At 41.9% G+C, this 21,755-nt stretch carries 21 protein-coding genes; 16 read left to right on the top strand and 5 right to left on the bottom strand.

Features of this window, described 5'->3' with window-relative positions; genetic code table 11:
* Nucleotides 1-5: 5 nt before the first annotated feature.
* The 3 genes from C727_RS18600 to fldB are packed head-to-tail and all read right to left on the bottom strand — an operon-like array spanning nucleotide 6 to nucleotide 1,952.
* The gene (locus C727_RS18600; RefSeq protein WP_017446253.1) at nucleotides 6-416 is read right to left on the bottom strand and encodes a YchJ family protein; all 411 of its coding nucleotides are present in this window, start codon (nucleotides 414-416) and stop codon (nucleotides 6-8) included.
* Entirely contained in the window at nucleotides 409-1,410 is a 1,002-nt protein-coding gene (locus tag C727_RS0113890) for a 6-phosphofructokinase (protein ID WP_017446252.1), read from the bottom strand. The genes C727_RS18600 and C727_RS0113890 overlap by 8 nt, the downstream gene beginning before the upstream one ends.
* Before the next feature lie 26 nt (nucleotides 1,411-1,436).
* Complete coding sequence (fldB, locus tag C727_RS0113885) at nucleotides 1,437-1,952, bottom strand: flavodoxin FldB (RefSeq protein WP_026052731.1); 516 nt, start codon at nucleotides 1,950-1,952, stop codon at nucleotides 1,437-1,439.
* A 75-nt stretch (nucleotides 1,953-2,027) separates the two neighbouring features.
* On the opposite strand from fldB, the gene C727_RS0113880 reads away from it, so the two are divergent.
* From C727_RS0113880 to C727_RS0113870, 3 genes are all read left to right on the top strand, one after another.
* Nucleotides 2,028-2,501, top strand: a complete 474-nt coding sequence (locus C727_RS0113880; RefSeq protein WP_017446250.1) for a methylated-DNA--[protein]-cysteine S-methyltransferase — start codon at nucleotides 2,028-2,030, stop codon at nucleotides 2,499-2,501.
* Nucleotides 2,488-3,387 carry a site-specific tyrosine recombinase XerD gene (xerD, locus tag C727_RS0113875; RefSeq protein ID WP_017446249.1) on the top strand — a complete coding sequence of 300 codons (900 nt, stop codon included), beginning with the start codon at nucleotides 2,488-2,490 and terminating at the stop codon, nucleotides 3,385-3,387. The genes C727_RS0113880 and xerD overlap by 14 nt, the downstream gene beginning before the upstream one ends.
* Nucleotides 3,388-3,451: 64 nt before the next feature.
* Nucleotides 3,452-3,922: a Dps family protein gene (locus tag C727_RS0113870; RefSeq protein ID WP_026052730.1), complete on the top strand. Its 471-nt coding sequence runs from the start codon at nucleotides 3,452-3,454 to the stop codon at nucleotides 3,920-3,922.
* 37 nt (nucleotides 3,923-3,959) lie between these two features.
* On the opposite strand, the gene C727_RS0113865 is transcribed toward C727_RS0113870, so the two are convergent.
* Entirely contained in the window at nucleotides 3,960-4,484 is a 525-nt protein-coding gene (locus tag C727_RS0113865; RefSeq protein ID WP_017446247.1) for a DUF2062 domain-containing protein, read from the bottom strand.
* A 35-nt stretch (nucleotides 4,485-4,519) separates the two neighbouring features.
* On the opposite strand from C727_RS0113865, the gene C727_RS0113860 reads away from it, so the two are divergent.
* The 7 genes from C727_RS0113860 to C727_RS0113830 are packed head-to-tail and all read left to right on the top strand — an operon-like array spanning nucleotide 4,520 to nucleotide 11,257.
* Nucleotides 4,520-6,802, top strand: coding sequence for a DNA internalization-related competence protein ComEC/Rec2 (locus tag C727_RS0113860; RefSeq protein ID WP_017446246.1), 2,283 nt, complete (start codon nucleotides 4,520-4,522; stop codon nucleotides 6,800-6,802).
* Nucleotides 6,803-6,832: 30 nt separating this feature from the next.
* Nucleotides 6,833-8,590, top strand: coding sequence for a lipid A export permease/ATP-binding protein MsbA (gene msbA, locus C727_RS0113855; RefSeq protein WP_017446245.1), 1,758 nt, complete (start codon nucleotides 6,833-6,835; stop codon nucleotides 8,588-8,590).
* Nucleotides 8,587-9,582 carry a tetraacyldisaccharide 4'-kinase gene (gene lpxK / locus C727_RS0113850; protein WP_017446244.1) on the top strand — a complete coding sequence of 332 codons (996 nt, stop codon included), beginning with the start codon at nucleotides 8,587-8,589 and terminating at the stop codon, nucleotides 9,580-9,582. Before msbA ends, lpxK begins: the two co-directional genes overlap by 4 nt.
* A complete protein-coding gene (locus C727_RS0113845) occupies nucleotides 9,572-9,760 on the top strand; it encodes a Trm112 family protein (protein ID WP_017446243.1) in 189 nt (62 codons plus the stop codon). The genes lpxK and C727_RS0113845 overlap by 11 nt, the downstream gene beginning before the upstream one ends.
* Nucleotides 9,757-10,548: a 3-deoxy-manno-octulosonate cytidylyltransferase gene (gene kdsB, locus C727_RS0113840; RefSeq protein WP_017446242.1), complete on the top strand. Its 792-nt coding sequence runs from the start codon at nucleotides 9,757-9,759 to the stop codon at nucleotides 10,546-10,548. The genes C727_RS0113845 and kdsB overlap by 4 nt, the downstream gene beginning before the upstream one ends.
* Nucleotides 10,545-10,847 (top strand): DUF1244 domain-containing protein, encoded by a 303-nt coding sequence (locus tag C727_RS0113835; protein ID WP_017446241.1) that lies wholly within the window; start codon nucleotides 10,545-10,547, stop codon nucleotides 10,845-10,847. The genes kdsB and C727_RS0113835 overlap by 4 nt, the downstream gene beginning before the upstream one ends.
* Entirely contained in the window at nucleotides 10,844-11,257 is a 414-nt protein-coding gene (locus C727_RS0113830; RefSeq protein WP_017446240.1) for a septal ring lytic transglycosylase RlpA family protein, read from the top strand. Before C727_RS0113835 ends, C727_RS0113830 begins: the two co-directional genes overlap by 4 nt.
* Nucleotides 11,258-11,410: 153 nt before the next feature.
* Here the strand turns inward: C727_RS0113830 and C727_RS0113825 are convergent, their stop codons facing one another.
* Nucleotides 11,411-13,651: an NADP-dependent isocitrate dehydrogenase gene (locus C727_RS0113825; protein ID WP_017446239.1), complete on the bottom strand. Its 2,241-nt coding sequence runs from the start codon at nucleotides 13,649-13,651 to the stop codon at nucleotides 11,411-11,413.
* A gap of 226 nt (nucleotides 13,652-13,877) precedes the next feature.
* On the opposite strand from C727_RS0113825, the gene C727_RS0113820 reads away from it, so the two are divergent.
* The 6 genes from C727_RS0113820 to C727_RS0113795 all read left to right on the top strand — a co-directional run bounded on the left by C727_RS0113820 (nucleotide 13,878) and on the right by C727_RS0113795 (nucleotide 21,755).
* Entirely contained in the window at nucleotides 13,878-14,534 is a 657-nt protein-coding gene (locus C727_RS0113820) for a pseudouridine synthase (protein ID WP_017446238.1), read from the top strand.
* Between the two features lie 2 nt (nucleotides 14,535-14,536).
* Entirely contained in the window at nucleotides 14,537-14,986 is a 450-nt protein-coding gene (locus C727_RS0113815) for an NUDIX hydrolase (RefSeq protein WP_017446237.1), read from the top strand.
* A gap of 54 nt (nucleotides 14,987-15,040) precedes the next feature.
* Nucleotides 15,041-16,144: a tRNA 2-thiouridine(34) synthase MnmA gene (gene mnmA / locus C727_RS0113810; RefSeq protein ID WP_017446236.1), complete on the top strand. Its 1,104-nt coding sequence runs from the start codon at nucleotides 15,041-15,043 to the stop codon at nucleotides 16,142-16,144.
* Nucleotides 16,144-16,767 carry a high frequency lysogenization protein HflD gene (gene hflD, locus C727_RS0113805; RefSeq protein ID WP_017446235.1) on the top strand — a complete coding sequence of 208 codons (624 nt, stop codon included), beginning with the start codon at nucleotides 16,144-16,146 and terminating at the stop codon, nucleotides 16,765-16,767. The genes mnmA and hflD overlap by 1 nt, the downstream gene beginning before the upstream one ends.
* Before the next feature lie 24 nt (nucleotides 16,768-16,791).
* On the top strand, nucleotides 16,792-18,159 hold the full coding sequence (gene purB, locus C727_RS0113800) for an adenylosuccinate lyase (protein ID WP_017446234.1): 1,368 nt from the start codon (nucleotides 16,792-16,794) through the stop codon (nucleotides 18,157-18,159).
* A gap of 233 nt (nucleotides 18,160-18,392) precedes the next feature.
* A complete protein-coding gene (locus tag C727_RS0113795; RefSeq protein ID WP_017446233.1) occupies nucleotides 18,393-21,755 on the top strand; it encodes a GH116 family glycosyl-hydrolase in 3,363 nt (1,120 codons plus the stop codon).

Here is a 21,755-nt window from a genome sequence, read left to right as displayed (position 1 = left end):
AGTTATTAGTTCAGCTCATTAAATTTAGCGTCACCGCCTGAGTAATACCAAACGCCTTGATCGCGCTTAAAGTTTGATAGTTCGTGTAGTTGAATAAGTTGCTGGCCTTGTTTGATTAACGCCATAAACTCAACTTGACCTGAATTTTGTTTAGCCCGAGGTGCATTTAAAATACGCAAAGAAATAAATTCACTTTGGGCAGCAAATGCTCGGCTCTGTTCGGCTTCATCAGGTGCGCTGTGAGCCAGTTTTTGTGAAAGCAATACAAAGGATATATTCCCTTTAGCATAAGCGCAGTAGCGGGCTCTCATTAGCTGCTCTGGACATTTGGCGGCTTTAATATCGGCATGTACCAGACCACAACAGTTGGAATAAGTTTGCTGGCTGCCACACGGGCAAGCGAATTCTTTAACCATGATAGACCTCAAAGATATTTTGTTGCATATTGATCATAAAAGTATCTAATGGTTTTTGATGGCTAACGGCCGTCGCCAAGTCTGTTGTCACCATGATTTGATTAATTTCACCAACCATTAAGTTATCTTCCCCCGCAGCCGCTTGCTGCACAGCAAAGCATCCTAACTTACTGGCTAAAATGCGGTCAAACGCGACGGGGCGGCCCCCTCGTTGGATATGACCTAGCGTACAGGGGCGGCATTCTAACCCAATTTGTTCAGTCAAGGTAGTGGCTAAATCGGTGACCCCGCCTGGCCATAAATTTTCGGCGATGACTATGATCATACTGCATTGGCCTTCTATCTGGCGGACCGTTTCAACATGGGCAATGATGCTCTCTAGTTCAGCGTGTGGATCTGTCACCAATTCGGGAGTTAACGCTTGTTCGGAGGCACTGGCAAGCGCACAAGAAAGTGCAATAAAACCCGCATTTCGGCCCATAACTTCTACTAAAAAGATACGTTCAAACGCTTCGGCTGTATCCCTTAATTTATCGATTGCATCAACCGCTGTGTCTATTGCCGTCTGATAGCCGATGGTATAATCACTGCCAAATAAATCGTTGTCAATTGTGCCAGGGATCCCGATGACCTGCCCAAACCAAATTTTTTTCAGTTCGTATAAACCACTTAAAGAACCGTTGCCGCCTATGACAATTAAACAATCAATATTAAGCGCTTGTAAATTATTAGCCGCTTTAAGTAAATTTTCCGGTTGATTAAACTCAACGCAGCGCGCGCTTTTTAACAGGGTTCCGCCAATGGCAATAATCCCTTTTGTATTATGGTTATTTAGGCGAATATAGTCGCTCTTTAATAAGCCATTATAACCATGTAAAAAACCAATTAGATGTATATTAAGGCTGGCAGCAGTCAGATAAATGGCTCTGATGCAGGCATTCATGCCTGGCGCGTCGCCACCACTAGTTAGGACCGCGAATGTTTTGTTTGCCATAGAGCCTCCCAGTGCAGCTATTGCAATTATTTTTGCGCATACTCCTCAAGAATCTGAACACACCAGGCTTCAATGCGCTGTTGACTTAACTCATATTGTTTTTCATCATCTAAACTCAAACCGACAAAATGACTAGAATCTTCAGTTAACGCTTTAGATGCGTTAAATTGGTACCCTTGGTTGGGCCAAAAACCGATAACGTCAGCATGGTTTGCCACAATAACGTCAAATAACATGCCCATCGCATCCTGAAACCAATCTCCGTAGTCTTCTTGATCGCCTTGCCCATATAGCGCGACTGTTTTGCCGCTGAAATCCAGTTGCTCAACATCGGCCCATTGTGATTCCCAATCTTCTTGTAATTCACCAAAATCCCAAGTCGAAATACCAAAAATAATTAAATCATACTGTAAGCAGTCGGCCAGCGAGTGGTCACGAATATTAAAAACATCTACTAAATCGGCACCTAAAAAGTTTTGAATTTTTTCTGCCGTCATTTCAGTGTAGCAGGTTGTCGAACCGTAAAATAAACCTATCTTCATTTAGTTTAGTCAAAATTTGGATTGAATTAGGCTATAGTATCAAATTGCAGGAATAACCCAAACAATAGGTGGAGTATGCGGCCAATTGCGCAGGCAGTGATTAACACTCAAGTGGGTAAAATTGCCATTATAAACAACGCGAACACTTTGTTAAAAATTGATTTATATGCACAGAGCACCCCGTATCAGATTGACGGCTCAAATGCGTTAACCGAAGCGGTTTGTGAGCAATTGTTAGATTATTTTGAACATCGCTTGTTGACGTTTAAAATACCGATAGCTGAACAAGGAACAGCCTTCCAGCAGCGGGTCTGGAAAGTCATGAGTCAAATTCCTTATGGTGAAAGTCTAACTTATGGTCAGCTTGCAAAACAAATTGGTTCTAGTGCCAGGGCGGTTGGTGGCGCGTGCCGACGAAATCCGCTACCCATTATTCGTCCTTGCCACCGGGTGGTCGCTGCCACTGGGATTGGAGGATATAGCGGCCAATGGTGGGATGGACATAAAGTAGATATAAAAAAGTGGTTGTTAACACATGAAACATATTAGCCCGTATGTGCAAGACTTTATCCAATATCTGTGGCTTGAAAAAGGCCTTAGCGAAAATACGCGACAAGCCTATTTGTTAGACTTACAGCAGTTTGAAGCTTTTTGCCAGCGCAAAGGAATTCAACTGCGACAGGTAGATGGGATACATGTTGGAGATTATTTACAACATCTGACCGAACAAGCATTGAACAAACGTAGCATTGCACGCAAGTTATCCTCACTTAAAAAATTCTATCAATATTTATTGTTAGAAGGGCTGACCGAACAAGATCCCTGTGCCCATATAGATTCACCTAAATTGTCTAAAAGTTTGCCAAAAACCCTTTCCGAACAAGACGTAGAGTTTCTGTTAGCAGAGCCTGATGCAAATGACCCACTTGAACTAAGAGACAAAACCATGTTTGAGTTACTCTATGCTTGTGGGTTACGCGTTACTGAGTTAGTTAGTTTAACGTTACAGCAAATTAGTTTAAATCAAGGTGTGGTAAGAGTAACGGGTAAAGGAAATAAAGATAGAATTGTGCCGCTTGGCGAACATGCATTAGAGTATTTAACTCTATATTTAAAAACCGCGCGTATGTCACTTTGTCAAAGCACTTGCGATGCTTTATTTCCCAGTCAACGTGGGCGCTTTATGACACGGCAAACTTTTTGGCATAGAATCAAATTTTATGCCCAACGGGCAGGAATTCAAGTACACCTTTCGCCGCATACGTTACGCCATGCATTTGCCACACATTTGTTAAATCACGGCGCAGATTTAAGAGTTGTGCAATCTTTACTTGGGCATAGTGATTTATCGACCACCCAGATTTATACTCATGTTGCTAAACAAAGATTGCAACAGTTACATCAGAAGGAGCATCCTCGCGCTCATTTAAAGTAAGTGATCCTAAGGCTAGGATGTGCGTAAAAATAAGCAAATTCAAAATAATCGGGAGAAAAAGATAATGACTCGTATTGATATCGGAATTAATGAGGAAAACAGAGTAGAAGTTGCTGAAGGGTTAAAACGTTTATTAGCGGACTCTTACACCTTATATCTTCAAACACACAACTTTCACTGGAACGTGACAGGCCCGCAGTTCCGTGAATTACATTTAATGTTTGAAGAGCATTATACTGAGTTAGCTGAAGCTGTAGATGATATTGCCGAGCGTATTAGAACACTCGGCGTTTATGCGCCAGGGACTTATAAAGAGTTTGCTCAACTGAGCTCAGTTAAAGAGGTCGATGGGATCCCAGCTGCAGCAGAAATGGTTGATTTATTAACCCAAGGTCATGAGCAGGTCGTCAAAACTTCGCGTGAAGTGTTAAAGTTGGCGCAAGAAGCGGACGATGAATCGACCGCAGCACTGGTCGGTGATCGTATGAGTATTCATGAAAAAACAGCTTGGATGTTACGGGCTATTCGCCAGTAGTCACATAGTTTATTTGAATAAGGCGTATCTTTACGCCTTATTCGTCTTCAATTTGCCTATCCTGGCGTTTTTTCCAATTATTTTTTACTGATGAGCGCCAAAGCCAGTTCATGCCAAAATAGCCAATGGTTGCAAATGTAATGGAGCTAATCAAACAGCCAGTCAGTAACGCAGGCCCAATACTCGCCATACTTTGTGAAAGCCATTGCCAGCTTAATTGAAAATTAAATGACTGCATTTCCTGATCTAACACCCAACTCCCTAACATGTAACAACCAAAAAAGATCGGTGGGATAGTAAAAGGGTTTGTGATCCAAACAAGGCCAACAGATAAGGGGAGATTGACTCTAAATAAAATTGCGCCACCGGCAGATAACCACATTTGAAACGGCACCGGCATAAAAGCATTAAACAAACCGAGTGCAAAAGCACCTGCTACCGACTTGCGATTTAGGTGCCATAAATTAGGATCATGTAATAGGTTGCCGAATATCTTAAGTGACTTTTGTTTTTTGATCGTATGGTGGTCAGGTAAATACCTGCGAATAAATTTTTTCGGCATATTTAAACGGTATCAAAAGTTAAAGGTTAATCGCCATGCACGCCATCTTAATTGCGTTTATTGGTGCGAATATAATGGCAAACTATGCGCCTATTATACTCACATTGAATGAAATAATAGTGACAAGTCTGCTCTTTGCTGGCGCAATTATACTTAGATATTATTGGATTGCATCCCTGATATCTGGCTTTTGCATCGTTAGTATTACAGTTCATTCAATGGGGTTGCTGCCTCCAGCCACGGTTAGCAATCCGCAAACTTTGTTGATTGAAGGTCAGGTTGCGCAAATACCTCAGCAAACAGAGGTTTTACAACGATTTAATTTCACCTTGAATTGTGCCTCATACCAGCAAGATCTTAAACAATCCTGTAGTGCAGATCGTTTAGTTAAGCTTAAAAGAATAAGACTTAGCTGGTATCAAAATAAACAGCAAGTGGCTGACGGCCAGACGTATCGATTTATCGTAAAATTAAAACCCGTAAATGGTTTAGCGAATGAAGCTGGTTTTGATTATCAAAAATGGCTATATAGCGAAGGCATTCAAGCAACCGGTTATGTTAAAACCGGAATTTTATTGAACCCAGAAGTTAGTTGGCGTGCCGAGATATTTTCGCAATTGAGTCAGGCACTTGAACCATATCAGACTAAACCTCTTATGTTGGCATTAAGCATGGGCTACAGAGGGCACATTGACTCATCAACTTGGAGTAAGTTAGAGCGCACAGGGACAGCTCATTTGTTGGCGATTTCTGGATTGCATATAGGTTTGGTGTTTATCGGTAGTGGTATATGCCTGATGCTGATTCTACGACTCCTTTTTTTACCTATTTATTGGGCAAAGGGTCTAGCTTTAGCATTTGCGTTGATGATAACTTGGGGGTTTACTTCGCTGACTGGGTTTTCGTTGTCAGCAATGAGAGCAGCAACTTTTATCACTATCTTCTGTTGCCTGTCTTTTATGCAATGGCGATTACCTTGGTCGGTTCGATTTTTACTGGCGACTGGCGTCATTTTAATTTTATTTCCTCTCAGTCCTCTGAGTATTAGCTTTTGGTTATCTTTTGGTGCAGCGGCGGCTGTGATATTGAGTATTTGGTTGTTAAATCATTCTGGTTTGTTCAAACCGAAACGACCTTGGATAACATTTCTGTTATTACAGAGTTTTTTACTGCTTTTATTAATGCCAATGCAGGCTATTTTGTTTCAGCATGTCGCCGTATTTGGCTGGTTTGCCAACATAGTCGCAATACCTTTAGTTTCTTTTATTTTGTTACCCGATTTGATAGTGAGTTGCCTGGCGCTTTTTTGGCAGCTAGAAGTTGCTAAAGATGGCTTTTATATACTTGATTTAGGTCTTTCCGGATTACTGCAGTTTTTATCCTATTTATCTGAACCTGAATGGGCATACTGGCCCATATCTGACTCGGGTTGGTTATCTTGTTTGCTGGTTTTGGCGATTGGTATTGCATTATTATTGCCGGTTAGGCTGTACTTAAAAATTGTTTTGGTGACGTTAAACAGTCTGGTTTTCATGTTGCCGTCTGAACCCGACTGGCAACTAGACGTGATTGATGTTGGGCAGGGATTAGCCGTAATGATTTCAAAACAAGATCAAGCTGTGGTTTATGATACGGGAGATGCCTTTTCTTCAGGCTTTAATTTATTTGAAGCCGCGGTTGAACCGGTTTTATTACGGCGTAATTTATCCTTAAAAGGGGTGATAATTAGCCATCCAGATAAAGATCATGCAGGGGGTGTGGCATATATTAATAAATATTATCGCAACGTTCCGATTTTGCAAAACAACGCTTGCCTGCAGCTTAATGCTTTAAATTGGCTAAACTTAAATTGGCAAAGTTGGCGGGTTCAGCCCCACACTAAAACCAATAAAAATGATGCTTCCTGCGTGGTTAAAGTAAGTGGTGCTGGCCATAGTGTATTATTAACTGGGGATATTGAACGTGCTGCCGAGCAGCAATTACTTGACCAAGTGGCTCAGCAATTAGATGCAGAAATTTTAATCGTACCGCACCATGGCAGCCGCACTTCGTCTAGTATTGAATTTATTAACAAGGTAAATGCTCAGGTTGCGGTGGTCAGCAGTGGTATATTTAACCGCTTTAATCACCCCGATACTGACGTAATATTGAGGTATCAGCAAGCAGGGTATCAAGTTTATAACACGGCTTGGCATGGGCAGATAAATGTACGCTTTGTTAAACAAGAAAAAATGCAGATCAGGTCAGAGTTCGAGCAGGCACTTCGGCCTTGGTTCAGAAACCGTATTAAAGGTGATCTTTCGCAGCAGAGGTTATAGAATAGCGCAAATTTTCGAAAAAACTGTTTTATGAATCAAACACAACAAACACAGCAAACGCAAAAAACCTTCAGACGTTTATTATCGTATGTCAAAAATTATCGCGTCGGATTTATCATGGCGGTTGTTGGCATGTTGATATATTCTTCAATCGATGCATTTTTCTTCTCACAAATCCAAACGTTTATCGATGAAGGTCTGACCGGAAAAAATTATCAGCTGTTGTTTACCATGGGCGTTGCAATACCGTTTGTTTTTTTAGCACGAGGTATCGCAAACTTTTTGGCGACCTATAGTTTAAGTTGGGTTGGTAATCATATTGTTGCTGAATTACGTCAGCAGATTTTTGATCATTTAATGAAAGTGCCCGTTACCTTTCATGATCAAAATGCGACCGGCGAACTTCTGGCAAAAATCACTTATGATACAGAGCAGGTCCAGCAAGCGTCCAGTAAAGCGTTAATGACACTAGTTAGGGAAGGGGCTTTTGTTATTGGTTTGTTGGTTGTAATGTTTTATTTAAGTTGGCAGTTATCCCTGATTTTTATGTTAATCGGGCCTTTAGTTGGGCTGATTGTCAGCCATGTCAGCCGACGTTTTCGCATGGTTAGCCGTCGAATACAACAAGCGATGGGTAACGTCACCTCAGTTTCAGAGCAAATGTTAAATGGCCATAAAGTTGTTGTGATGAGTGGTGCGCAAAAAAAAGAAGCTGATAAATTTGCTGAGATCAATAAACAAACGCGCCAACAACAAATGAAGTTAGTGAGCACCAGAGCTATTAGTGTTTCTGCCATTCAAATTATTGCTTCCCTGGCACTTGCATCTGTATTGATAATCGCCAGTAATCCAGAATTTTTAAATAGTTTAACGACAGGAACCTTTACGACTGTACTTACCTGTATGATGACTTTATTGCGACCACTTAAACAACTCACCACCATAAACGCTGATTTTCAGCGTGGTATCGCAGCTTGCACCAGTGTATTTGAGTTGTTGGATCAAGACAGAGAAAAAGATCATGGCAGGATTCAAGTACAAAGAGTAAAGGGACATATAGAACTGAAAGATGTCACTTTTAGTTATGGTGGCAAGGATGAAGCGGCATTAAAAGCCGTTAATTTGACCATCCCTGCGGGGCAAACAATTGCATTAGTTGGAAAATCAGGCAGTGGTAAATCAACCATTACCAGTTTGCTTACACGTTTTTATGAATACGATTCTGGCCATATACGCATTGATGATATCGAGATTAAAGATTATCAACTTCAGTCGTTGCGAAATCAATTTGCGATGGTTTCGCAGCATGTAATTCTGTTTAACGATAGCGTTGCCAACAACATTGCTTACGGGTTAGAAAAACAAGTCACGCGTGAGCAAATTGAAGCGGCTGCCGAAGCTGCTTATGTGACGGATTTTACCGCTAATCTGCCGCAAGGTTTAGATACAGTCATTGGTGAAAACGGCATGAACCTAAGTGGGGGGCAGCGACAAAGAGTAACTATCGCACGTGCCATCTTACGTGACGCGCCAATTTTAATCTTAGATGAAGCTACATCCGCACTGGACACAGAATCTGAGCGACGCATCCAGCAAGCGATCGAAAAACTCAGCATTAATCGCACCGTGATAGTGATAGCGCACCGGCTGTCAACGATAGAAAATGCTGATTGTATTGTAGTGATGAACGATGGAGAGGTAGTTGAGAGTGGCAGTCATACTGATTTATTAAATCGACAGGGTGCATATCATCAGATATATCAGATGCAATTTTCAGGCGCTTCATGAACTGGTTAGAACGAGGTTGGTATGGCGAACATAAAGGGAGTTATTTATTCGCACCGCTAGCACTGATATTTTATTTGGTTAGCGCAGTTCGTCGGGGGTGTTATCGCTGGGGGATCTTTAAGTCTGAGCCGGTGGGCCGCCCCGTGATCATTGTTGGCAACATTAGTGTTGGTGGTACTGGAAAAACGCCGTTTGTTGTATGGTTAATTGATTATTTACGAGCGCAAGGACTCAATCCAGGGGTGATTTCGCGCGGTTATGGCAGCCAGATTAAAAATGGCAGCTATCTAATTAAATCGTCCGATAGCGCGGCGAAAGTGGGTGATGAAACGCGTTTAATTGCTGATCGCAGTCAAGCACCCGTGTGTGTTGGTCCTGATCGAATAAAAAGCGCTCAGACGTTAATTCATACTTGTGGTTGTGACATTTTAATCAGTGATGATGGTTTGCAACATTATCGTTTGTCTCGAGATTTAGAGATAGTGCTTATTGACGGACAGCGACAACTTGGCAATGCTTGTTTATTGCCAGTTGGCCCGCTACGTGAAGGCGCCTGGCGGTTAAAGACGGCTGATTTAGTGATTCAAAATGGGCAGTCGCAAGCCTCTGTTTATACTAACGATAGTTTTGCCATTAAAGCAGGGCCACCGAAAAATTTACGAGCTGATCGAAATGTAAAGTTTGACACCAGCCAAGCCTGCATCGCCATTTGTGGTATTGGCAATCCTCAGAGATTTTTCACCACGCTAAAAAAAGAAAATATCCAAGTACTTGAAAGTCACACCTTTGTTGACCATCATAACTTTAAAGCAACTGATTTTAGTGAGTTTTCGGATCAGCAGATAATCATGACCGAAAAAGATGCGGTTAAGTGTACCCCTTTCGCGCAAGCAAACTGGTGGTACTTGCCAATCAACATTGAACCAGATGCTGCATTTATTGCAAAATTAGAGACTAAAATCCAAACTATTCGGAACCAATATGGCATTTGATAAAAAATTGCTTGAAATAATAGCTTGTCCTATTTGTAAAAGCCCGCTGGTCTATCAAAATGAACAGCAAGAACTATGGTGCCGCGCTGATCGTTTAGCGTATCCTATTCGTAACCATATTCCTGTGTTATTAGAACCAGAAGCCCGTAAGTTGACTTTAGAAGAGGTTGAGTCATGAGTTTTAGCATAGTGATCCCAGCCCGATATGCATCGAGCCGTTTCCCCGGTAAACCCCTGGCCGATTTGGGCGGTAAAACCATGCTACAACGTGTGTATAAACAATGTAAAAAAAGCAAAGCTAAACGTGTCATTATTGCGACTGACGATGAGCGTATTCAAACGGCAGCTGAGTCTTTTGGTGCAGATGTTGTTATGACCTCACCTGAGCACGACTCAGGTACTTCGCGGATCGCCGAGGTCATTCAGCTCTGTGGTTTAAAAGATGATGAGATACTCGTCAATGTTCAAGGCGATGAGCCTTTTATTCCTACAACGATTATCGATCAAGTTGCGGCCAACATGTCGTTATACACAGAAGCGGACATGGCGACCTTGGCTGTGCCTGTGACTGAACAGGCAGAAATTTTTAACCCAAATGCAGTTAAAGTTTTAACCGACAAACACGGGTATGCACTGTATTTCAGTCGTGCGGCAATACCTTATGATAGAGATAATTTTGCGCAAAACCAGCATGAAAATATGGCTACAGGTTTATATTTAAGGCATATAGGAATTTATGCCTATCGTTCAAAGTTTGTTAAACAGTATCTAAATTGGGAAAAAAGCCCGCTAGAAGAAATTGAAAAATTAGAACAACTCAGGGTGTTATGGCATGGAGAAAAAATTCATGTGGGTATTGCATTAGAAACCCCTCAGGCTGGTATAGATACGCCAGAAGATATGCAAAATGCACTCGAATATTTAAAAGCAAAAAAGAAAAAAAAGCCGTCGGAGCCTAAATCATGACAGACAAAACAGAGATTGAAGCAGCTGTATTTCGCCGTTTATTAGATCACCTAGACAATCACAAAGAGGTTCAAAACATCGAATTAATGAACTTAGCTGACTTTTGTCGCAACTGTTTAGCTAAATGGTATGTTAGCGAAGCACAAGCACGCGGCGAAGACATTGATTATGAGGGGGCCCGTGAGATCGTTTATAAAATGCCATATAGCGAGTGGAAAGCGAACCATCAAAAGCCTGCAACTGAAGCACAAATGGCTATCTTCAATCAAAAAGCTGCCGCTAAAAAAGCTGCTCAATGACGCAAGGTATGAATACGGTCAACCGATATTCAACATTAATGCTGAAAGGACTGGCTGTGGTTGTATTGCTAAGCGCTTGTGTCAGTGTACCACCGCAGTCCCAAGAAGCGAATGTAGGTCGGGTAGAGCATGGCAAAGCTTCGTATTATGCCATGAAATATCAGTTTCAAACCACGGCCAGTGGTGAACCTTTAAATCAGTTTGCTCATACAGCCGCACATCCAAATTTACCCTTTGGTACTAAATTGAAAGTGACCAATGTAAAAAACGGGAAAAGCATTTTAGTCAAAGTGAATGATAGAGGGCCCTTTATCAAAGGGCGTATTATTGATTTAACCCGTTCGGCTTTTGCAGCCATTGCAGATATCGATTTAGGGGTCATCCAAGTTAAGATAGAAGTTGTTCGCTAGCCATCAAACAGGTTATTTTGAATAGGGTAAAAAGGTCAATATCAGTTCACTTAGCCACTTAAATGGCTTGTAAGTCGTTGTATAACTACAAATAAAAAAGGATGAAGTTTTCACTTCATCCTTTTTTTGTTTATCGTTAAAGGTTATAAAAATTTATACCGTTTTTAATAAACCATCAATAATGCCATTAAATGTTGGGCTAGGACGCATTACAGGCTCAGCTTTGCTGTCATCTGGCTTGTAGTATCCGCCAATTTCTTGTTTTGAACCCTGTACGTCGATGAGCTCTTTAACAATTACGTCTTCAGCAGCGGCCAGTTTTTCAGCAACTGGAGCAAATAAAGCGCTAAGTTGTGTGCTTTCATTTTGTGCCGCTAATTCTTGTGCCCAATAAAGTGCTAAATAGAAGTGACTACCACGGTTATCTAAACCACCTAACTTACGTGAAGGCGAGCGGTTGTTATCTAATAATTGCCCAGTCGCTTTATCTAACGCTTGACCTAATACTTTCGCTTGACCATTGTCATAAACATTTGCTAAATGTTCAAACGAGGCGGCTAATGCTAAAAACTCACCTAAAGAATCCCAACGTAAGTAGTTTTGTTCAACTAGCTGCTCAACATGTTTTGGAGCCGAACCACCTGCACCTGTTTCAAACAAACCACCTCCATTCATCAGTGGAACTATTGATAACATCTTAGCGCTGGTACCCAATTCTAAAATTGGGAATAAATCCGTTAAATAGTCACGTAATACGTTACCGGTAACAGAGATAGTATCTTTACCTTCTTTGATGCGTTCTAATGAAAATTGTGTTGCATCAACTGGCGATAAAATACGAATGTCTAAACCCGATGTATCGTGCTCAGGTAAATAAGCTTCAACCTTTTTAATTAATTGAGCATCGTGAGCACGGTTTTTATCTAACCAAAATACCGCAGGGGTATCGCTTAAACGAGCGCGATTGACGGCTAATTTAACCCAGTCACGAATCGGCGCATCTTTAACCTGACACATGCGCCAAATATCACCTTCTTCAACTTTTTGGCTCATTAAGATATTGCCATCTTGATCGACCACTTGAACCATACCGGCAAATGGGATCTCAAAGGTTTTATCGTGCGAACCGTATTCTTCTGCTTTTTGTGCCATCAGACCAACATTGGGCACGCTACCCATGGTAGACGGGTCAAACGCACCATGTTTTTTACAAAAATCGATAACGGTTTGGTAAACACCAGCATAAGAGCGATCTGGAATACACATTTTAGCATCGTGTAATTGACCATCCGAACCCCACATTTTGCCCGAAGAGCGGATTGCAGCAGGCATAGAAGCATCAATGATAATGTCGCTAGGTACGTGCAGGTTAGTAATGCCTTTGTCTGAGTTAACCATAGCCATCGACGGGCGGGCTTCATAACAAGCTTGAATGTCTGCTTTTATCTGTGTTTGTGCTTCTTCAGGTAAGCTGGCAATACGGCTTTCCACATCACCAAAACCATTGTTTAAGTTAATACCAAGTTCAGCAAATTTATCGGCATATTTTTCTAAAACAGGTTTGTAAAATTCTTCTACAGCATGACCAAAGATAATAGGATCTGATACCTTCATCATGGTGGCTTTCATATGCAAAGAGAATAAAACGTCTTTAGCTTTCGCATCATCAATTTCTTTTGCTAAAAAGTCTTTTAACGCTTTTTTGCTCATTACCGCCGAATCAATGATCTCACCTTCTAACACAGGCACAGATTTTTTCAGCATGGTCATCTCGCCATTTGAAGCCGTCAGTTCAATTTTTACTGACCCTTCTTTTTCGATAGTGACAGACTGTTCGCTACCATAAAAATCGCCTTCTGACATGCTTGCCACATGAGATTTAGAAGTACTTTCCCAAGCGCCCATGCTATGTGGGTTTTTACGTGCGTAGTTCTTAACAGAAGCAGGCGCGCGGCGATCAGAATTACCTTCACGCAATACAGGGTTTACAGCACTACCTTTAACACTGTCATAACGATTTTTGATATCCGCTTGTTTATCATCAGCAGGTTCATCTGGGTAATCAGGTAAGGTATAACCCTTAGCTTGTAACTCTTTAATGGCTGCTTTTAACTGCGGGATAGAGGCGCTAATATTAGGTAATTTAATAATATTCGCTTCTGGTGTTTTGGCCAGTTCACCTAATTCTTTCAGATCATCAGCGTGGTATTGCTCTTCTTTTAGATAATCTGGGAATTGTGATAAAATTCGTGCCGCTAAAGAGATATCACGAGTCTCTACTTTAACGCCTGCGGTTTTGGCATAAGCTTTGATAACCGGAAGCAAAGAATAAGTTGCTAGCGCGGGTGCTTCATCGGTAATAGTATAGATGATTTTTGAACTATCAGTTGTCATCATTATATCCTTAATTTGAATAAGTAATGCGTTTTTAAAGCAATCATTGCAGCACGGCAAACTGATCCATGTTATGTTTGCATGATTCTAGCAATCCTGATGATTACTACAAGGCTAATTTTAGTGCACCGACTGGGTGAATTTATTACGAACACTAAAATTAATCTGCAAGCCGCATAAAATATGGCGCAGATATCTATATATGCAAAACAAATATTGGAAATAAATGAAACCTCGTAAGCCATTTTCAGGGGCCAATAGAGCTAAAACAACTCGGGTTAAACGGGCTGAACCTGCGCAACCTAGACTATTTTTGTTTAACAAACCTTATGACGTTTTAACTCAGTTTACCGATGATCAAAACCGTGCCACGCTGAAAGACTATCTAAAAATACCTAATATCTATCCAGCGGGGCGGTTAGATAAAGATTCTGAAGGCCTCTTAATGCTCACTGATAGCGGTCAGTTACAGCATTTTTTAAGCAGCCCCAAAACGAAACAAGAAAAAGTGTATTGGGTGCAAGTGGAAGGGCAGCCATCACAACAACAATTAGTTGCTTTGCGACAAGGAATTGAACTAAAAGATGGAATGACAAAACCGGCTAAGGTTAAAACGCTAGCTGAGCCTGATCTTTGGCCGCGCAATCCACCGGTGAGAGCGCGCAAAACTGTGCCAGATAGCTGGTTAGAAATTCGCATAACGGAGGGGAAAAACCGCCAAGTAAGACGAATGACCGCAGCTGTCGGGCTGCCAACCCTTAGATTAATTCGAGTTCAGCAAGCCGGTTTTGAGCTTTCTGAACTAGCGCCCGGAGAATGGCGCGAAGTGCCTTGGGCTGACGTTAAACAAGTGTTAGCCGGCGTGAATAAAAAGAGGAGATGATAATGTTTAAACCCAACACTACGGTTGCCTGTATTGTGCGCTGTCAGGATAAGTTTTTAATTGTTGAAGAAATCGATGATGGACAACGGGTTTTTAATCAGCCTGCAGGCCACCTGGAAGCAGATGAAACCTTGATTGATGCAGCAAAACGTGAGTTATATGAAGAAACCGGCCTAAGCTTAGAACCACAAAAGTTGGTCGGCATTTACCATAGCGAAATCAAAGAAAAAAACATTCAGTATTTGCGTTTTTGTTATGCCATAGAGTTAGGGGAGCAAGACTTTCCTGAAACTTTTCCACAAGACAGTGATATTATTGCCGCCAGATGGATGACTTGGGCAGAAATCGAGCAAAAAACCAGTCAAATGCGCAGCTTTATGGTTCAACATTGCATTAAAGAGTATTTGGCGGGTAAATCTTATCCATTAGATGCAGTACAGAGTTATTTATAGCTGGGCGAATGAATGTTAATATAGCGCCCCTTTTTAGCAGCGAGAAGCAAATCAATGTCGAGCAATAGTGATAAAAAAGTCATCGTAGGAATGTCTGGTGGTGTCGACTCTTCGGTATCTGCCTATTTATTAATAGAGCAGGGTTATCAGGTCGAAGGTTTATTTATGAAAAACTGGGAAGAAGACGATACTGACGAATATTGCGCAGCTGCTGAAGATTTAAAAGATGCTCAAGCGGTAGCAGACAAGTTAGGCATTGAACTGCATACCGTTAATTTTGCGGCCGAATACTGGGACAATGTATTTGAGTATTTTCTGGCTGAATACAAAGCTGGGCGCACCCCAAATCCAGATATAATGTGCAATAAAGAAATTAAGTTTAAAGCCTTTTTAGAATTTGCCGCTGAAGCGTTAGGTGCTGACTACATTGCCACTGGCCACTATGTGCAGCGACAATTGACCAATGGCCATTGGCAAATGTTACGAGGCTTGGATAACAATAAAGATCAAAGTTATTTTTTATATACATTGGCTGAGCAGCATATAGCGCAAACGTTATTCCCTGTTGGTGGTTTAGAAAAACCACAAGTGCGTAAAATTGCTGAAGAACAAGGTCTAGTCACCGCCAATAAAAAAGACTCTACCGGTATTTGTTTTATTGGTGAGCGCAAGTTTAAAGACTTTTTACAGCAATATTTACCAGCTCAGCCTGGCAAAATAGAGACAGTAGATGGCGAAGTAATAGGTGAACACCAGGGGTTAATGTATCACACCCTAGGTCAGCGCAAAGGGCTAGGGATTGGCGGTTTAAAAGATGCGGGTGAAGCCCCTTGGTACACGGTTGATAAAGATCTTGAACGGAACGTTTTAATTGTTGCTCAAGGCAGTGACCACCCAAGATTATTCTCAACTGCTATGTTGGTTAAACAGTGCCATTGGGTGGATAGAGTTGGGCCTGCAGATGGCTTTGTTTGCACTGTGAAAACACGTTATCGACAAGCGGACATTGGTTGTACTTTGCAAAAATTAGATGAAGATACCTTTAAAGTGGTGTTTGATGAACCTGTTGCAGCGGTTACACCGGGTCAGTCAGCTGTTTTTTACCATGGCCAGATTTGCCTTGGCGGCGCTATCATAGATCAATTGGAAGCAAAATAATGGCGCAGGTGACTTTAGAACAAACGTTAGCACTGGCCGGTGTTTGCCAGGCGTGCCATTATGTGCAAACTGTGGCTCGAAAAGGCCAGCTTGATAGCCAATACTTACAAGTAAGTTTAAGCAGTGTCTTGCAAGTTAATCCGGAATCAGTTGAAGCCGTATATGATGGCAATCACAACCTTGAAAATGGCTTAAAGTTGCTAGTCGCCCAACTGTCTGCACAAGGGCAAAGCAAAGATACAGAGCTGACGCGTTACGTATTAAGCGTATTAACACTGGAGCGTAAGCTCAATAAACACCCAAAGGCATTAAACCAGCTGGCACAACAAATTGAGCAAATAGAACAAAAACTAGTTCACTATGAGCTTACTCATGATTTTGTTATCGAAGCTTTTGCCGATGCTTATAAAACTATTATTAGCCCGCTTGGGCCACGGATACAAGTATTAGGTAACCCCAATTTATTGCAGCAAAAAATGGTGCAAAGCCGAGTCCGAGCTTTGTTAATGGCTGCTATTCGCTCGGCTGTATTATGGCGACAGCTGGGTGGTAAAAGACGCAATATTATATTTCAAAGACAAAAATACCTGCAATTTGCAATGCAGGCGGGTAAACAAATTTAAACTTTATTTAGACAGGAGACAGGCATGGAATTGTCCAGCTTAAGTGCTGTTTCACCGGTTGACGGGCGATATGGCAGTAAAACATCAGAATTACGCACTATTTTTAGTGAGTTTGGGTTAATTAAATATCGTGTAACCGTGGAAGTTCGCTGGTTACAAACAATGTCTAAAATCAGTGACATAAAAGAAGTGCCAGAGTTTTCTGACGAAGCAAATACTGTTTTAGATGAAATCGTTTCTTATTTTAGCGAAGCAGATGCGGCGCGAGTCAAAGAAATCGAACGCACTACTAACCATGATGTAAAAGCGGTTGAGTACTTTTTAAAAGAAAAAGTGGCTAGCGTACCTGAACTTGAAGCGGTTACTGAGTTTTTACATTTTGCTTGTACTTCTGAAGACATTAACAACTTATCGCATGGCTTAATGTTAACCGAAGCGCGTGAAGAAGTGGTCCTGCCATATTTAGATAAAATTTTAGCTGAGCTTAAGCGCATGGCTAAAGAATACCGAGATGTTTGCATGATGGCACGCACCCATGGTCAGCCAGCGTCCCCAACCACAATGGGCAAAGAAATGGCTAACGTGTACAAACGTTTAGAACGCCAACGCCAGCAAATTGCGCAAGTTGAAATATTAGGTAAATTTAATGGTGCTGTGGGTAACTATAATGCGCATTTGTCTGCTTATCCAGAGTCAGACTGGCATCACATTAGCGAACACTTTGTAACTTCATTAGGATTAACTTGGAATCCTTATACTACTCAGATAGAGCCACACGATTATATTGCTGAATTGTTTGATGCAATTGCTCGTGCCAACACCATTTTGATCGACTTTGATCGTGATATTTGGGCCTATATTGCTTTGGGTCACTTTAAACAAAAAACGGTGGCCGGTGAAATTGGTTCATCAACCATGCCACATAAAGTAAATCCGATTGATTTTGAAAATTCAGAAGGTAACTTAGGTATTGCCAACGCGATTTTTGATCACCTAGCGCAAAAACTACCCATCTCACGTTGGCAGCGTGATTTAACTGATTCAACCGTATTACGCAACTTAGGTGTGGGTGTTGCCCATTCGATTATTAGCTACCAAGCCACTTTAAAAGGTATTAGCAAGTTAGAAGTTAACGAACAGAGCTTACTGGATGAGTTGGATAAAAATTGGGAGTTATTAGCTGAGCCTATTCAAACCGTTATGCGTCGTTACGGAATTGAAAAACCATACGAAAAATTAAAAGAATTAACCCGTGGTAAGCGCGTTGATCAAACCGCAATGGCTGAGTTTATTGAAAAGTTAGATATCCCGGCCGCTGAAAAGTCTCGTCTAAAAACACTATCGCCAGCCACTTATATTGGTGATGCAAAAAAATTGGTTGATTTACTTTAACCCATAGAGCCGGGTTGCCAGATCCGGCTTTTTTACTTTCCTACCTTATAAACACTGTCAGCCTCAATAGTTTTTAACACAGCCGTTAAATTTTGTTGCGGGTTTATTGAAGTTTATTTGTCTTATTTGAAACAAGTTTATTCGCTTATCAATATCAACTTAGGATGGCACTACAGCTAAGGTGATCTCGCTCAATATTGATAAGTTGTCAACTCACAAAGGACAAGGTAACAATGTCGTGTAAAGTCAACAATGAAAATAAGTTATGCTGCACACCCGTTTCACAATCGCGGCGTCATTTTTTAATTGCCGCAGGTGGACTCACCTTAGCCGGCTGTACAGGTCAACTTTGGTCTTTCAATAAAAGCGCGGGTGAAAACTATGCAAAAGCCATTACAGCACATGATTCTTTGCGTGGTTACTGGCGCTTTGATGGTGATTACAAAGATGCCTTGAGTGGCCGAGCAGCGACAAAAATTGGTAACCCAAAACTTGTAGAGGGCATTGCCAACGGTCAAGCGTTGGCGTTGGACCCAGCCAGTTATTTACAAGAGACTGAAGCTGAACATTTACGTGATCGTGCCGCGACTTTGGCATTCTTTTTTAAAGTCGACCGCTTGCCCGAAAATGGTGATGACCCTGTATTGATGGCGCAAACCAGTAAAGATGATGTGCGCTATATTATCGGCGTTAAAAACGATATGTCGGCACTCTTATATCGAAATACGCACGATAAAATTGTGACTAGAATTGATTTGCCAACGGGTAAAGCCATAGAAGTAGGGCGCTGGTATCACTTTGCCATCACCAGTTTTGATTTGGATATCCGAGTTTATGTGGATGGGTTTGAATGTAGCTTAGTGGGTGGGGCACTTGAGTTTACCCGTCGCGGGCCGAAAAAATCGACTATGTACTTTGGTCAAGCACCAGATAATGACTGGGGATCAACCGCCATCAAGCTAGATGAAGTCGCTTGTTTTGGCAAAGGTTTAACGCAAGCTGAAATTCAAAAAGATTTAAAACAAGCCGGCTGGCAAGACAAGCTCGCTGCCACAGGTGTGCTAGTTGAGCAGGTTAAAAAGCGGCAAAACGCGATACGAGATGCTAAAACCCGAGCCTATTTAGAAAGTAGTGAACTCACTGAACGCGGCCAAACCCGCAGGTATACGGGCGAACATTTGCAGGCCATAAATTTCACTGTCGGTGGTATAGGTGCCGGTGGCATACAATTTAATGGTAAAGGTCAGCCGGGTATTTGGCAGATAGCGACCAACTTTGAAGAAATTTTTCACGAAGATTGTTTTTTAGCCATTAGAACTCAAACAAATGACGAACCCGCTGTAGTGAAAGCTTTGCAAACCGAAGCGGCGGCTGATTTTTCACCCGTTTCGTCAATTGCGTTTGAAGGCGAATATCCGTTCGCAAACTACTTTTATAATGATGCACAGCTACCAGTCACGGTTAAAACTGAAATATTTAACCCATTTATTCCAATGGATTTAAAAAACTCAGCGTTACCTTGTGCCATATATACAACCACAGTCACAAATACATCGACGGCGCTTGTTTCAGTGGATCTGCTGGCCGCACAAAAAAACATCTTGGGTTATGATAAAAAAGGCCAGGCTTATGGCGGCAATCACAACAAAGTCATCTCTGCTGATGGCGCTACGCTGGTTTATATGCAGCAAAATGGTCAACAGGCTGGAATGGTCTTAGCCGCTTATCACAATAACTCAACTGCCATCGCCAACTGGCAAGATAGCCAAAGTTTACATAGTGCCTTTTTCCAATCAGGCCAATTGGACGGTGAAACCCAAACTCAGCCTTCCCCTCAGGGCAAAACTCAGCGGGCGGCTGTGGCAAGTGCGTTGACGCTAGCGCCGGGCGAAACCCAATCGGTTACTTTTGTTTTGTCTTGGTATTTTACCGATACAAAACATGCTGGTAGCCAAAAGTGGCAAGAACGCTATGGCCAAATGTATAACAATTGGTGGCCTGATGCGCTGGCCGTTAACGCTTATGTGCAAAAAAATCTCGCTGATTTAACGGCCCGAACACGTAAATTCCACGATACTTTGTATGCCTCTAACTTACCGGTATGGTTATTAGATCGTTTGTCATCACAAACCGCCGTACTGCGTAGCCAAACCTGTTTCTGGTCAAAAGATGGTTATTTTGGGGCGTGGGAAGGCACTAAATCAGATGACGGCTGTTGCCCAGGTAATTGCACGCACGTTTGGCATTATGCCCAACTACATGCCCGCTTATTGCCAGAGCTGGGGCGCAAAATGCGCGAACAAGATTATGACTTTCAAACAGAGTCTGGCGTTTTACGATATCGTCATACTAGTAAACATAAAGAAGCCGCTGATGGCTTTTTTGGCACTATTTTAAATACATACCGAGAGTATCAATGTTCAGTTGATGATAGCTGGTTAAAAAGCCTTTGGCCTAAAGTAAAAAAATCTATGAATGCGGCGATTGAGCATTGGGATCCCAACCGCGATGGTTATATGCAAAATCGGCAGCACAACACCTTAGATGGTGCCATTATGGGGTGCTCGTCATGGATTGGCAGTTTATATTTATCTGCGTTAGAAGCCGCTGCTCGGATGGCAGATGTTATGCAAGAAAATGATCTCGCTAAAGAATATCGCCGCATCAGGACGTCAGGGAAACAATTGCAAAACGAACGTTTATGGAACGGTGAATATTATATTCAAGAAGCTGGCCAAGAAAGGGTACAAGATTATTTAGATGGGTGCCATATCGACCAAGTATTAGGTGAATGGTGGGCTGATCAAATCAATATCGATCGAAATTATCCTAAAGAACGCACTGAAAAAGCGATGCAATCATTGCTTAGATATAACTTTTTAGCAGATTTTTATGGTCAGTCGCTTAAACCTCGCCAGTATTGCGAAATTAGTGATGGCGGAACCAAGATGATCACTTGGCCTAAAAATCCTCAGCCGATCCCTGGTATGAAATACGGTGACGAAGTCATGACAGGTTTTGAATACGGTGCCGGTGCTAGCATGATTCAAAACGGCATGTTGCGCGAAGGGTTAATGCTAATCAAAGTCATTGCCGATCGCTACGACGGCCGTTTACGAACCGAAGGGGTGACTGATATGGAAACCGGCCCACGAGGAACCTCAGGTAATCCGTTCGGGGATGATGAGTGTGGCAAGTACTATGGTCGCTCGCTAAGTGTTTGGTCTGCATTATTAGCCCTACAAGGTTTTATTTATGATGGGCCTGCCGGTTTATTAGGGTTTAAACCTCGCATTCATGTGGCTAATCATAAAAGCTTTTTTAGTGGCGCTGAAGGTTATGGTTTGTACAGCCAACAACAGACGGCTACTGGCATGAAGAGCCAAATTGAAATTGCCGAGGGGCAGATAAATGTCGCCCAATTGATTTTAACCGCTAGCAACCCAGTTAACTCAGTCCAAGCGAAATTAAACGGGCGTGAGATTATTTTAAGCCATCAGCAAATCAATGACGAATTACAACTGAAGTTTGCTAAGCCGATAGATTTGCAAGCAGGGCAGACTTTAGACGTTGAAATAATAAAGGCGTCTGCGTAA

This window comes from Gayadomonas joobiniege G7 (genome assembly GCF_000300815.1).
In the GTDB taxonomy this organism is placed as follows: domain Bacteria; phylum Pseudomonadota; class Gammaproteobacteria; order Enterobacterales; family Alteromonadaceae; genus Catenovulum; species Catenovulum joobiniege.
This window is presented reverse-complemented; position numbering and strand designations above follow the sequence as displayed.

Bases quoted from the DNA above. Each gene is read 5' to 3' on its own strand.
- msbA (WP_017446245.1), top strand. From the start codon at position 6,833: ATGAATCAAACACAACAAACACAGCAAACGCAAAAAACCTTCAGACGT.
- C727_RS0113835 (WP_017446241.1), top strand. From the start codon at position 10,545: ATGACAGACAAAACAGAGATTGAAGCAGCTGTATTTCGCCGTTTATTA.
- C727_RS0113830 (WP_017446240.1), top strand. From the start codon at position 10,844: ATGACGCAAGGTATGAATACGGTCAACCGATATTCAACATTAATGCTG.
- lpxK (WP_017446244.1), top strand. From the start codon at position 8,587: ATGAACTGGTTAGAACGAGGTTGGTATGGCGAACATAAAGGGAGTTAT.
- mnmA (WP_017446236.1), top strand. From the start codon at position 15,041: ATGTCGAGCAATAGTGATAAAAAAGTCATCGTAGGAATGTCTGGTGGT.
- C727_RS0113845 (WP_017446243.1), top strand. From the start codon at position 9,572: ATGGCATTTGATAAAAAATTGCTTGAAATAATAGCTTGTCCTATTTGT.
- purB (WP_017446234.1), top strand. From the start codon at position 16,792: ATGGAATTGTCCAGCTTAAGTGCTGTTTCACCGGTTGACGGGCGATAT.
- xerD (WP_017446249.1), top strand. From the start codon at position 2,488: ATGAAACATATTAGCCCGTATGTGCAAGACTTTATCCAATATCTGTGG.
- fldB (WP_026052731.1), bottom strand. From the start codon at position 1,952: ATGAAGATAGGTTTATTTTACGGTTCGACAACCTGCTACACTGAAATG.
- C727_RS0113890 (WP_017446252.1), bottom strand. From the start codon at position 1,410: ATGGCAAACAAAACATTCGCGGTCCTAACTAGTGGTGGCGACGCGCCA.
- C727_RS0113795 (WP_017446233.1), top strand. From the start codon at position 18,393: ATGTCGTGTAAAGTCAACAATGAAAATAAGTTATGCTGCACACCCGTT.
- C727_RS0113870 (WP_026052730.1), top strand. From the start codon at position 3,452: ATGACTCGTATTGATATCGGAATTAATGAGGAAAACAGAGTAGAAGTT.
- C727_RS0113820 (WP_017446238.1), top strand. From the start codon at position 13,878: ATGAAACCTCGTAAGCCATTTTCAGGGGCCAATAGAGCTAAAACAACT.
- kdsB (WP_017446242.1), top strand. From the start codon at position 9,757: ATGAGTTTTAGCATAGTGATCCCAGCCCGATATGCATCGAGCCGTTTC.
- C727_RS0113815 (WP_017446237.1), top strand. From the start codon at position 14,537: ATGTTTAAACCCAACACTACGGTTGCCTGTATTGTGCGCTGTCAGGAT.
- C727_RS18600 (WP_017446253.1), bottom strand. From the start codon at position 416: ATGGTTAAAGAATTCGCTTGCCCGTGTGGCAGCCAGCAAACTTATTCC.
- C727_RS0113865 (WP_017446247.1), bottom strand. From the start codon at position 4,484: ATGCCGAAAAAATTTATTCGCAGGTATTTACCTGACCACCATACGATC.
- C727_RS0113825 (WP_017446239.1), bottom strand. From the start codon at position 13,651: ATGACAACTGATAGTTCAAAAATCATCTATACTATTACCGATGAAGCA.
- hflD (WP_017446235.1), top strand. From the start codon at position 16,144: ATGGCGCAGGTGACTTTAGAACAAACGTTAGCACTGGCCGGTGTTTGC.
- C727_RS0113880 (WP_017446250.1), top strand. From the start codon at position 2,028: ATGCGGCCAATTGCGCAGGCAGTGATTAACACTCAAGTGGGTAAAATT.
- C727_RS0113860 (WP_017446246.1), top strand. From the start codon at position 4,520: ATGCACGCCATCTTAATTGCGTTTATTGGTGCGAATATAATGGCAAAC.